Origin of the sequence: Tessaracoccus sp. MC1627 (assembly GCF_014164725.1) — a bacterium.
Lineage (GTDB): Bacteria > Actinomycetota > Actinomycetes > Propionibacteriales > Propionibacteriaceae > Arachnia.
In genome coordinates this window covers 260,154-271,287 of sequence record NZ_JACJGA010000001.1, presented here as the reverse complement: position 1 = coordinate 271,287, position 11,134 = coordinate 260,154, and the positions used below count along the sequence as shown (strand labels likewise).

The window sequence follows — 11,134 nt, the reverse complement described above, 5'->3', positions numbered from 1 at the left end:
TACCTTCTAGGCCTGACAGAACATCCGTCGCCTGGGCTCTCCGAGCAGCGCTGCAGTACCTCCACTTGACCCACGGACACGCCCTCGACGTCCTGGACGATGAGCGCCACCCGCCTCGCCAGCTACGCCACGTCATACTCTCCGCGCTGCCACTTGCCGCGCGACTTGCCGGACAGACGATCCGTCAAGCCCGCTTCCGCCACCGCATTGATCCACGATCCCAGCCGCTTCTGGGCGATGCTCGCGTGTGGATCGTCGGCGTCTCTCGCGTCCTCGTACGCCATGACAGTGACGGGACCGTCGATGCGCTCCGCCACCTTTCGGATCGCCTCAACAGCCTGGTCCCGGGAGACGGTGTTGCGCGGCGCATCGCCCGCGACGATCTCCAGGATCGATTCCGCCCACTCCCATGACCCATCCCGGTCCACCGCGTACCGCATCAACGCCCGGACCTGCTCCTTGATCGTCGCCCAGGAGCCCAGGCGCACGCGAACAGACGCCCCGCTCGCCATCTGTCTTTCGGCGGCATACGCCTCGTAGGACTGGAACGAGTAGGAGGTGAGGTCATCACGAAGGAACTGGAGCACTGACGCCCACATCTCCTCGTCAGAGATGACCGGACGAAGACCGCCGCGATCCCGCACGTGCTGTGAGAGACCCGCGGCGATGAGCCCATTGTTCCAGCCGCCGAAGCGGTTCTGCACCGTCTGCTTACCTGGGAGCCCACGCTCCTGAGCCCACGACGTGTACTCGTCGCCGCCATGCGACGTGGCTGACGCCGCCCACTCGCGCAGTGCCTCCAACAGCTCGTCGTCGGGCAGCCCCGCGCTCCAGCTGTTCTGGCTGACTTCATGCACGGCGACCCTATGCCCCAACGCGGCTCGGACGGTGTCCACGTCGGACTCTGCCCACTCCGCGAGCTCTTCCAGCGTCAGTTCTGGATGACTCAGCGACACACCGAAGATGTGACGGGCCACCCTGCGCTCGTAGCGATCCCACTGCTGACTCGCCTGGCGCCGCAACTCAGACGTCACGAGCCCCTGCTTCACGGCAATCTGACGAACCCTCTCTCGGCTGACCCCGTAGAGGTCTCCGACAGCCTGGAGCGTCAGTCCAGCGCGCAGGCCGGACACCATGAGGGCGTCCCTGTTGCTCATCCGGAACTCGGCGCTCTGACCCAGGAACCAGTCAAGCCACTCGTCTCCGTCTCGATCACGCCCAGGCTGCAGCCGAGGATCCGCGGAGCACCTACCTCCGCCGAGAACACCAGGCAGGACGCCCCCTCAACGTGAACCTGATCGTCGAGGCAGCCCTATTCGGCGACCCGGTTGCGGTGGAGATGCTCACCCGCTCCGCCATGGCCGTGGGCGAAGCACTCGCAGGGATGGTCAACATCTTCAACCCGTCGATGATCGTCCTCGGCGGGAGCGTCGGCCGTTCGCTCGACATGTACCTGGCAACCATCAGGCGCGCCGTTCTCGACAGGTCCCTGCCGCTGGCCACACGCTCCCTCCAGATCGTCACGTCCCCGCTCGGTGACCGAGCGGGCCTGATCGGGCTGGCCTTCACCGTGATCGACGAACTGCTGTCCCCGGAGGCACTATCCATGTGGCTCGAGCGCGGCACCCCGACCGGGCTGACGCAACTGACGGCGTGAGACAGACCCCGCCGTGGAGCAACGATGCCACCTCTCGGATTCTCCTCGCCTCAGCTACATCAAGGAGGTGCTCACCCACTTCAAGGGCAGGATCGTCTCCTGGGACGTCGTGAACGAGGCCTTCGCCGACGGCCTCGACACCTTCAATGGTGCCCTCTGGCGCGCCACAGCGGTCGTCAATGCGGATCGCGGCCAGGCTGCGGTCAACGACGCAAGCCAGGAGCTCGTCGAGGCTACGGCCGGGCTCGAACTGAAGTAGTCCCCCCACCCGAAAGTGCCCGCGGTTAGCGCCGCGGGCACTTTCTGCTTGCACACCCAGACGGGCAGCCAGGGCGCCTCACATGAGGACCGGACCAGACCTTCCCGCCGGCAGCTCCACCGTCATATTCTCGCTGCCGACGGTCAACGCGGCAGCGGCCGCGGCCTGGGGGTCTGCCTCCTCGAGATCGACGAACAGGCGCCGCACGCCACTCTTGTCGACCACCCCCCGCACCCAGACGCCCTCACCGGGCGTCACGTCCTCCATGGCGACCGGGCGCGACCCGTAGAGGACCTCCTTCGGTCCCGTCCGCATCCATCCGGCGAGGTCCACCAGAGCCCGGCGCTGCAACTCCGGCAGCGTGCCGTCTGCCTTGGGGCCGACGTTGAGCAGGAAGTGACCTCCCCTCGACACGATGTCGGTCAGCATCCGGGCGATCTGATACCCGGTCAGGTAGTGGCTCTCGTCTTCGAGCTGGTTGTATGCGAACGAGTAGCCGATGCCGCGGCAGTTCTCCCACGCCTTGTCACCCTCGTTGGTTAGCAGATGCGAATATTCGCTGGTGAGGTAGTCGGAGTGCGTGTCGCCGTAGCGATCATTGACCACCCCGGTCGGGACATGCGCGTAGAAGTAGTTGAACAGTGTGCCCAACCCGTCGGGGCCGAAGTTCTTGGCATCGTCGGGCCATTGAATGTCGTTCCAGAGGACCTCGGGCTGGTAGCGGTCGATCAGGTCCCGACACTGGCGGGCACAGTAGGCGCCGTACTCGGCATCCTTCGGCCGGCCGGTGTCATTAACCGACTCGTCGGTGGTGTGCGGCGGCATGGGTCGGACGTGCCAGTCCAGTCCGCCCGAGTAGTACACGCCGAAGTGCATGCCGGCCTCTCGGACCGCCTCGGCGATGGGGGCGATCAAATCCCGCTTGGGACCGCGCGCCACAGTGTTGCGCCCTTCGGTGTCCGGGGCGTTCCACAAGGTGATGCCGTCGTGATGCTTGGTGGTGGGGATCACATACCCGGCGCCCGCGTCGCGGAAGAGGGCGGCCCAGTCTGTGGGATCGAACCTCTCCGCCTTCCAGAGATCGAGGAGTCCGTCGTAGGGCATGTCGCCGTAGACCTCCCGATGGTGCTCCTGGGCGGGTGAGCCCTCGATCCGGATGGTGTTGTAGTACCACTCGGAGTAGGGGTTGTGCTTGAACCAGGTCTCCCACTCGATGGTGCCAAGGGCGCCGATGGGCTCGCCCCAGGCGGAGACGGAGTACGCCCCCCAGTGGATGAAGATCCCGAAGGGAGTGTCCGCGTACCACTGCGGCAGCTCGCGCTCGGACAGCTCTTCGAAGGATCTGGCTTCAGTCATGTTTGACTCCTATTCAGCGACACAGCGTCGCATTGGTATTCCACGATGCCGGGCGGGCCGGCAGATGACTCTTCCCAACTACTAGCGCCCGCCGAAGCCTCCAATGTTGATGCCCTTGGCGATCTGTCGTTGGAGGAAGACGACGATCGACAGGCTCGCGACCACCGCGATCGACGTGGCTGCCATCAGCGGTCCCCAGTCGGTCCCGCGCTCGCCAGAGAACATGCTGAGACCGAGCTGTAGCGGGGCCTTGGCAGGATCCGTGATGATGATGAGCGGCCACAGGAAAGCATTCCAGTAGTCGATGAAGGTGAAGGCGGCGACGATGGAGATCGGCCCGCGGAGCAGGGGAACAATCACGTGACGCAGCAGCTGCCACTGGTTGGCGCCGTCGATACGCGCGGCCTCCTCGTAGTCCGGGGGAAGGGACAGCAGGAACTGCCGGAGCAGGAATGTCCCGAAGGCTCCGAACGCGAAGGGAAGGATGATCGCCGGATAGCTGTTGACCAGGCCGGTGCTGTTGGCTCCGATGAAGAGGGGGATGACCAGGACTTCGATCGGCAGCATCAGGGTGGCGATGAACACGGCGAACAACGCTGCCCGGCCGGGAAATTCGAGCCTCGAGAACGCGTAGGCGCTGAGCACGGAGACGGTCACTGCGATGAGCGCCCCCATGCCCGCGATGAAGAACGTGTTGGCCAGGATCCGCGCGAACGGGATGGCCGAGAACACCTCGACGTAGTTGCTCCAACGCACCTCAGACCCAATCAGGTTGCTGCCTCCCAGAAGAACCTCGTTGCTGGGCTTCAGCGAGGAGAAGAACATCCAGATGAACGGCACGACGAAGATGAAGCCCACCACAGAGAGGGCGATCTTGCTGACGAGTTGCCCGTAGTTGAACGGCTTGCGGCGATCACGCATCGTAGCTCACCCATCTCTTCTGTCCGACGAACTGGAGGGCGGTGACCAGCATCACGATGACGAACAACACCCAGGCCATCGACGAGGCCAGGCCGAGCCGGTCGTAGGAGAATCCGGTCCGGTAGAGGCTCAGAACCAGGGTGTTGGTCGCGTTACCGGGTCCGCCGAGGGTAAGCACGTACGGCTGGGCGAAGACCTTGAACCCTCCGATGACCGTCATCACACTGCAGAAGAACAGCGACGGCGACAACATGGGGAAGGTCACTCTCCAGAACCTGTTCCATGCGTTCGTTCCGTCAATACGAGCTGCTTCCATGACGGATGGATTGATGTTCGTCAGGCCCGCGATGAGGATCACGATGTTGTATCCAATCCCCTGCCACAGCGACATGAGGATGAGCGACGTCATCGCCCAGGCGCCGTCTCCCAGCCATGACGGACCCTGGATCCCGAACCAGCTGAGGAACGTGTTGAGCAACCCACGGTCCTGCAGCATGAGGCGCCAGATCAGGGCATTGGCTACCATGGGCGTGACCACCGGCACGAAGAAGAGGATCTGGAAGAACGGCGCCCACGTCGGCAGCGAACGCAGCCACACCGCGATCGCGGTGCAGATGATGAGGTTGGCGATCGTGTAGCCGATGGCGAAGATCGCCGTGTTGCGCAGGACGGTGAAGAACACGGGGTCCGCGCCGGAAAGGATCTGGACGTAGTTCTCCAACCCCACGAACTCTCGCGCGCCGTAGAGGGGCCACTGGTAGAGGCTGATGACAAGCGAAGCAATCAGCGGAACGACGATGAACGAGATGAAGCCAGCCATTCCCGGGGCCAGGTGGAAGAAGGCCAGCAGGCGTTGGCTCATGCCCGGCTTGCTGGCCTTCTTCACATCATCTCGCTTCGGCTCGGAGAGCCCCGACACCTGAAGCGTGCTGGTCATGAGATCAGCCGATGCCCTGATCGATCGAGGTCAGGATCTCCTCTGCGGTCCGCACGCCGCGAACCCCTTCAGGCGAATACTGGGAGAACTGCGTCACGAACTGGTTCCACGACGAGGTGGTCTCCAGGGGCAGAGCGTTCTCGAGCAGTGCCTCGACGACGGCCACGTCCTCGGCCGGCTTGCCCTCGGACCAGGCGCTCATGGCCTCCGGCACCGACGGGACCGTACCGCGGTTCTTGCCCACGTAGCCCACCACGTCCGGCGTCGTCATCTTCATGATGTTCTCGAACGCGGCCTCCTTGTCCGGGCAAGACTCCGCGATTCCGAAGCCCGATCCCTGGATCATGCCGATGGGCTCGCCCGACGTCGACGGCGGGACGGAGATGCCCACCTCGAACTCGGCCCCGTCGACGATGGTGGAGTAGAACCAGGGACCGTCGATGATCATCGCCACGTTGCCCGCGAAGAACTCAGCGCGGCCGCGCTCGTCGTTGTCTCCGGCGCTCGGGGCGGCGGCGACTCCTTCGACGTCCACCAGGTCCATGACCCACTGGAAGTCCTCGACGAACGCGGACTCCGTAAGGGCCAGTTCGCCGTCCTGCACCGGCGCGTTGCCATCAGCGAACGCGATCGGAAGGTAGGGGTACATGGAATCGGGTGCCACGTAAGTGCCGTACTTGCCATCTCCAGTCAACGCCTTGGCGTCCTCGAGGAACTGATCGCGCGAGTACGTCGCACCCGGCAGGTCCAGGCCCTTCTCCTCGAAAAGGGCCTTGTTGTAATAGAGGAGCATGGGCTCGGCATCGTACGGCAGCGCCCGCACGGTGCCGTCCACGGTCATGCCCTGCATCATGGCCTCGTTGTACATGGAGAGGTCGAGACCAGCGTCTTCGGCAAGCTCATCCAGCGGCGCGAGGAGCTGGGACAGCTCCTGTGCCCGCGCGGCCTGCGTGGTCATGATGCAGGGGGCGTCCGATGCGGACATCCGGGTGCGCACAAGAGTCCAGTACTCCTGGAAGCTGGGACCCTCCAGCGAGAGCTCGAACTCGGGGTCGTCGAGCTCCTTGACGCCAGAGATGAAGGTCTCCCACTGTTCCCGATCGGACTCATTGGACACCCAGGTGTACATCTGACTCGCGCGCTCGCTGGCTCCTTCTGAGCCCTCACCCTCTTGGCCGCAGGCCGCGAGGCTGAGGGCTAGAACGCCAGCCAGCAGGCCGGCCGAGATCTTCCTTGACATCAGAACACTCCTTCGTTTCTGTGGGCCAGGCCTGTGATGGCCTCCGTCGTTGGGGCTTCAGGGAGTCTGACCTTGTATGTCATACGCTAACATTTATTGTTAGCGTTGCCAATCGTCAGGACATTCTGTTATCAAACCGTGATCTTTCCGGCCCTGGGGAGTGATGGGGTTTCTGCTTGGGTGGCCGCAGACCGTGTCGTCCGCAGTCTCTGACCTGGCGTCACCGGCGTTGGCCCGAGTCGCTCAGGGCCCCATCATGGATGGACAAGCCGGGGCCGGCGAGGCTTCCATCCCCGCGGCGGACGCATACGCTCTGAGTTGGGCGGGAATTCAGACCTGCTGCGGCGTGCGGTGTGGTTCGCCGTCGAGGCCGGCTGCCCGGGGCGCCGGTGATGCGGTGCGACGGGGCCAGGTCCAGGCGGCGCGCAGGATGAAGGCAAGGAGGAGCACCTCGAGCCCGATGGAGAGGCCGTAGAAGAAGGCCCAGTCCCAGGACTCCCCTACCGCGTTGACCACCGAGTAGGGGATGTAGAGCGACGCAGCCACGAGGTTCGTGGCGCGGTTCACCCGGGCCGGCAACGTCATGGAGAGCATCACCATCAGGGCCGGCATCGCCACGGACGCGAGCATCGCGGTCAACAACGTCGGGCTGATGTCGAACTCGAAGACGACGCCGGCGCGGAGGTTGTCGACGACGCCGGGCTTGTAGAGGTGGAAGTAGTCGACGTAGATGTAGAGGAACATGAAGCTGGTCCATGCGGCGGCGAGCTTGGCCTGCACCGGGACGGGTGTCGCGTCGAGCAGGATCGGGGTGTCCGTTCGGACGGTCATCGGTTTTTCCTTCTGTCGAGTAGGGGCATTTGGTCGGCCGGAGTGGCCTCGGGTCCGGGCGTGCATGCGCACGGGGTTGAGTGGTTCTCGTCGGTGCGGTCGTCAGAGGGTGACGACGACCTTTCCCCGGGTGTGGCCGGCCCCCACGTAGCGGAGGGCGTCGGCTGCCTCGTCGAGGGGGAAGGTGCGGTCGATGAGCGGCGTGACCTGCCCCGTCGCGAGGAGATCGGCCAAGGTGAGCAGGTCCCGCTGCTTCTCCACCGAGATGAGCGGCTTCAGTCGCTGACGGGTGAACCCCGACAGCAGCCGCGCCGTGGCGATCCGGCCGAGCGGGCCGAGCCAGCGGCCACCGCGGCCGCTGTTGGGGATGAGGGTGCCGGTGGGCGTGAGCGCCCGGCGGACATCCGCCAGGGAGCGGGCCTCCACGTTGTCGAGGATGACGTCGTAGCGTTTCCCGGCGCTGGTGAAGTCGGTCTGCGTGTAGTCGACGACATGGTCGGCACCGAGCGAGCGAACCAGGTCCACGTTGCGGGTGCTGCACACACCGGTCACCTCGGCGCCGAACGCCTTGGCGATCTGGACGGCGAAGGAGCCCACGCCGCCCGACGCGCCCGTGATCAGCACCGTCTGGCCGGGCCGGACGTTCGCGATGTCGCGCAGTGCCTGCAACGCCGTCAGGGCCGACGTGGGCACCGCTGCCGCCTCCACGAGCGACAGGCCGGCGGGGACGGGAACGAGGTGGTCCGCCGGCACGCAGGCGTACTCCGCGAGTGTTCCGGCCGTGCTCCACCCGAACACCTCGTCGCCGGGGCGGACGGCGGTCACATCCTGGCCGACCGCTGCCACCACGCCTGCAAGGTCCCGGCCAGGGATGCCGTGCCGCGGCCGGCGGAGCCCGAACGCCAGGCGAAGCACGTACGGCTCGCCTGTCATGACGAAGTAGTCGCCGACGTGCACCGCCGCCGCGCCCACCCGGACGAGCACATCGCCCGGACCGGGCTGCGGCCGCGCGACCTCGGACACCTCGAGCACCGACGGCGGGCCGTAGCGGTGCTGCACGGCCGCCCGCATCGTCGCCGCCCCGGCTTCGCTCGACTCCGACGCGGCGTGGGTTCCCCCGTCCTGTCGCTGTCTTGTGTCCACTGGACCTCCTCAGGCTGGAGCCGCGACCTTCGCTGGCTCGTACAGCGTACGACGTACGCCGTACTGTGAACTATCCTCGTACGATGTACTACTGTCAAGCCTTTCGGGAGAGCGAGGGATCAATGCCTGAGAGGAATCGAGGCGAAGGCAGGTTCGACAAGGTGCTGAGCAAGCAGCGGGTGGTGGCTGAGGCGGTCCGGCTCGCCGACGACGAGGGGGTCCACGGGCTGAGCATGCGCCGGCTGGCCGACGCCCTCGGCGCGGGCGCGATGTCGCTCTACCACTACGTGGCGAACAAGGAGGAGTTGCTGGACGCCATGATCGACGTGGTGTTCGAGGAGATCGAACTCCCACCCGAGGACACCGACTGGCAGACCGCGATGCGACGGCGGTCCATCTCCGCCCGAGAGGTCCTCGCACGCCACCGGTGGGCGATCGGCCTGATGGAGTCGCGGACATCGCCGGGGCCTGCGCACCTCCGCCACCGCGAAGCGGTCACCGCCTGCATGCGGCGGGCGGGCTTCACGGTCGTGATGGCGACCCACGCGAACTGGTTGCTCGACAGCTATGTCTATGGCTACGCCCTACAGTCAGCCAGCCTGCCGTTCGACACCGTCGATGAGCTCGCCGACATGGCCGAGGACGTCTATCTGCCCCAACTCCCTGTCGACGAGTTCCCCTACCTCAACGAGTCGGCGGCGGTGCTCGTCGCCTCCGGCTACGACCCGGCAGACGAGTTCTCCTTCGGCCTCGACCTCGTCCTGGCGGCCCTCGAACCCCTGAGAGCCTCCGCATAGCGACGCCGACGAGGCGTCGCGCAGCCCACCCTTGCCGGTTACTCGCAGGCGAGTCCGTCACTGTCGCCGTCGCCGTGGTGGCCAGTGCCGTATTCGAACCAGTTGTAGATGTCCACCTCAGCCGGGTCGTCCACGCTGAACGGTCCCTTCGGATGGCCGACGGTGTTCTTCTTCAGCTTGCTGCACGACCCGTACTGCTCCCACCACGGTTCGCCGGTCGGCACGGGCGCCGCGAGCGGCGCGATACTCTCCTGCGCCGCCCCGCCGCAGGAGGTCGTGATGATCGAGCCGTCCGCCCCGGCCGTGGCGATCTGCGCGGCGTGGTAGTCGTCTTGGCGGGGGTGCGCCGGGTAGCCGTCCGTCGAGTCGTACCGGGCGATCGCGTTGCCGGCCTCAACCTGCATCTGACCCAGGTCGACTCCACTCTCGGTGATGACGTAGCGGAGGAGGCGCCCGTACGAGTCGCGGTCGTTCTGCCCATCCGGCAGGTCGAGCGTCACCGCATCGCCCACGGACACGAGACTTCCGATCGCCATCGACGCCTCGTCGTGGCCGCACTCACCCCGTTCAGGGGTGTCAATGCCGATCAGACGGACGGTGCCCTGGCTTGTCTCGACGGTGTCCCCGTCGACGACGGCTGAGAACGTCACCGAAATCTGCGTGAGTTCGCTGATGACGGGCTCGCTGGCCTTCGGAACTGCTGACTGCGACGGCGCCGGCGAGATGCGCTCCGAGCCAGCTGCGGCCGACGGGGGGCGGGCCGAAGGGCTCAATCCCTCGGCGCCAGCCTGCTCCCCAGCCGGTGAGTCAGGTGTGCAGGCGCCCGCACCCAACGCCAACAACGCCACCACGATCGCCAAGCACGGCTTGCGCGCGCTTCTCATCTTCTCCACCCCCCGTTGAGAGATCGCCGCCACGGGCAACCGCTGGGCCGGCCCTCCTGTGCACTCGACAGTAGATCACGCAGCATGTGTGCACCCGTAGGTGCAGAGAATGCGGCCTGCAGCGCTCGGGTACCCGACGTCCCCCCGCCTCGCAGTCTGGCCGCAAGAGCGGGCAGGCTCACAGTCGCCAGTGGGCCTCGATCGGGAGTGCGAACAGATTGTCGTGCAGCCGGCGCCCAGTGGCGTCCATCGTCAGCCACTTATCCTCGAAAGCCCTTGACGCCAACGACACCTTCTCGTAGGGTCTGTGTTTGTTTGGTACTGAACGAAAACTAATTACCAAGACGGCTACGCCAAGGACCTCATCTCCAAGCCAGGCGCCACCTACTGGGTGGGCAAAATCGACAAGCGCATGGAGCTGGAGGCCATCCAGGCGCAGCGCTTCGCCGAGTACTTCGCGGTCTACAAGAAGTACTCGCAGGATCTGGACCGCGTCACCTTCTGGGGACTCACCGACGCGGTGAACTGGCGGCGCAACCACAACCCGCAGCTGTTCAACGGCGACTTCTCCCAGAAGCTTTCCGCGCCTGCGGTCGCCGATCCTGAAGAGTGGCTGGGCGTGAGGAAGCCGATCACCGACACCTCGAGGCTGCTCCAGGCAATCGACGAGGCAGAGGCGGTCGACCTCCGCGGCAAGCACTACACCGGCAAGACCCTCGGCGCGTTCAAGGGCGCCCTCGTTCAGGCCAAGGCGGTCGTCCGGGTGGAGCGGAGTCAGGCCGCGGTGAACAAGGCTAGCGCTGAGCTCGTCGAGGCAACGGCCGGGCTCGAACTGAAGTAGACCCACTACCCTCGAGACCCTCAAGCGCCCGCGGTGATCACCGCGGGCGCTTCTGGTTGGGCCACGTGAGGCGGACCATGGGGGAATCACCGCACATTTCTCGCTGTGGAGCAGACTGCGTGCATATGCACAGGGGAAGCTCCACAGCGAGATGTGCCGGTCACTTCCGTTCGCCTTGGCCAGCCATGTCCCCCGGCGTGCGCTGGTCTGTGGGTCCGCCGGTCCCTGTCTGACCTCGTCGATAGACTCCGACGAGTCAGATCAGTTG

11 protein-coding genes and 1 pseudogene are annotated in these 11,134 nt (G+C 65.6%); 4 read left to right on the top strand and 8 right to left on the bottom strand.

Annotated features, from left to right (window positions below):
• Positions 1–122 precede the first annotated feature (122 nt).
• Positions 123–1,157 carry a homing endonuclease associated repeat-containing protein gene (locus tag H5399_RS01180; protein ID WP_182781197.1) on the bottom strand — a complete coding sequence of 345 codons (1,035 nt, stop codon included), beginning with the start codon at positions 1,155–1,157 and terminating at the stop codon, positions 123–125.
• A gap of 110 nt (positions 1,158–1,267) precedes the next feature.
• On the opposite strand from H5399_RS01180, the pseudogene H5399_RS01175 reads away from it, so the two are divergent.
• A pseudogene (locus H5399_RS01175) lies at positions 1,268–1,657 on the top strand (ROK family protein); the annotation flags it as partial.
• Positions 1,658–1,670: 13 nt separating this feature from the next.
• Positions 1,671–1,916 carry an endo-1,4-beta-xylanase gene (locus H5399_RS01170; RefSeq protein ID WP_182781195.1) on the top strand — a complete coding sequence of 82 codons (246 nt, stop codon included), beginning with the start codon at positions 1,671–1,673 and terminating at the stop codon, positions 1,914–1,916.
• A gap of 78 nt (positions 1,917–1,994) precedes the next feature.
• Here the strand turns inward: H5399_RS01170 and H5399_RS01165 are convergent, their stop codons facing one another.
• The 6 genes from H5399_RS01165 to H5399_RS01140 form a co-directional block, all read right to left on the bottom strand.
• The gene (locus H5399_RS01165; RefSeq protein ID WP_182781194.1) at positions 1,995–3,272 is read right to left on the bottom strand and encodes an alpha-L-fucosidase; all 1,278 of its coding nucleotides are present in this window, start codon (positions 3,270–3,272) and stop codon (positions 1,995–1,997) included.
• A gap of 81 nt (positions 3,273–3,353) precedes the next feature.
• Positions 3,354–4,193 (bottom strand): carbohydrate ABC transporter permease, encoded by an 840-nt coding sequence (locus tag H5399_RS01160; RefSeq protein WP_220490686.1) that lies wholly within the window; start codon positions 4,191–4,193, stop codon positions 3,354–3,356.
• Positions 4,186–5,130 carry a carbohydrate ABC transporter permease gene (locus tag H5399_RS01155; protein WP_220490684.1) on the bottom strand — a complete coding sequence of 315 codons (945 nt, stop codon included), beginning with the start codon at positions 5,128–5,130 and terminating at the stop codon, positions 4,186–4,188. The genes H5399_RS01160 and H5399_RS01155 overlap by 8 nt, the downstream gene beginning before the upstream one ends.
• Before the next feature lie 4 nt (positions 5,131–5,134).
• Positions 5,135–6,370, bottom strand: a complete 1,236-nt coding sequence (locus tag H5399_RS01150) for an ABC transporter substrate-binding protein (RefSeq protein WP_182781193.1) — start codon at positions 6,368–6,370, stop codon at positions 5,135–5,137.
• A gap of 330 nt (positions 6,371–6,700) precedes the next feature.
• Positions 6,701–7,201 carry a DUF6326 family protein gene (locus H5399_RS01145; RefSeq protein ID WP_182781192.1) on the bottom strand — a complete coding sequence of 167 codons (501 nt, stop codon included), beginning with the start codon at positions 7,199–7,201 and terminating at the stop codon, positions 6,701–6,703.
• Positions 7,202–7,303: 102 nt separating this feature from the next.
• The gene (locus H5399_RS01140) at positions 7,304–8,344 is read right to left on the bottom strand and encodes an NAD(P)-dependent alcohol dehydrogenase (RefSeq protein ID WP_370585661.1); all 1,041 of its coding nucleotides are present in this window, start codon (positions 8,342–8,344) and stop codon (positions 7,304–7,306) included.
• A 122-nt stretch (positions 8,345–8,466) separates the two neighbouring features.
• Between H5399_RS01140 and H5399_RS01135 the strand changes: the two genes are divergently transcribed.
• Entirely contained in the window at positions 8,467–9,141 is a 675-nt protein-coding gene (locus H5399_RS01135) for a TetR/AcrR family transcriptional regulator (RefSeq protein ID WP_182781191.1), read from the top strand.
• A 38-nt stretch (positions 9,142–9,179) separates the two neighbouring features.
• Here the strand turns inward: H5399_RS01135 and H5399_RS01130 are convergent, their stop codons facing one another.
• A complete protein-coding gene (locus tag H5399_RS01130; RefSeq protein WP_182781190.1) occupies positions 9,180–10,025 on the bottom strand; it encodes a thermonuclease family protein in 846 nt (281 codons plus the stop codon).
• A 391-nt stretch (positions 10,026–10,416) separates the two neighbouring features.
• On the opposite strand from H5399_RS01130, the gene H5399_RS01125 reads away from it, so the two are divergent.
• Positions 10,417–10,866: an endo-1,4-beta-xylanase gene (locus H5399_RS01125; RefSeq protein ID WP_182781189.1), complete on the top strand. Its 450-nt coding sequence runs from the start codon at positions 10,417–10,419 to the stop codon at positions 10,864–10,866.
• Positions 10,867–11,134: the final 268 nt, after the last annotated feature.

Coding starts and splice junctions, on each gene's coding strand:
- H5399_RS01130 (WP_182781190.1), bottom strand. CDS start 10,025: ATGAGAAGCGCGCGCAAGCCGTGCTTGGCGATCGTGGTGGCGTTGTTG.
- H5399_RS01145 (WP_182781192.1), bottom strand. CDS start 7,201: ATGACCGTCCGAACGGACACCCCGATCCTGCTCGACGCGACACCCGTC.
- H5399_RS01160 (WP_220490686.1), bottom strand. CDS start 4,193: ATGCGTGATCGCCGCAAGCCGTTCAACTACGGGCAACTCGTCAGCAAG.
- H5399_RS01150 (WP_182781193.1), bottom strand. CDS start 6,370: ATGTCAAGGAAGATCTCGGCCGGCCTGCTGGCTGGCGTTCTAGCCCTC.
- H5399_RS01180 (WP_182781197.1), bottom strand. CDS start 1,157: ATGAGCAACAGGGACGCCCTCATGGTGTCCGGCCTGCGCGCTGGACTG.
- H5399_RS01165 (WP_182781194.1), bottom strand. CDS start 3,272: ATGACTGAAGCCAGATCCTTCGAAGAGCTGTCCGAGCGCGAGCTGCCG.
- H5399_RS01155 (WP_220490684.1), bottom strand. CDS start 5,130: ATGACCAGCACGCTTCAGGTGTCGGGGCTCTCCGAGCCGAAGCGAGAT.
- H5399_RS01135 (WP_182781191.1), top strand. CDS start 8,467: ATGCCTGAGAGGAATCGAGGCGAAGGCAGGTTCGACAAGGTGCTGAGC.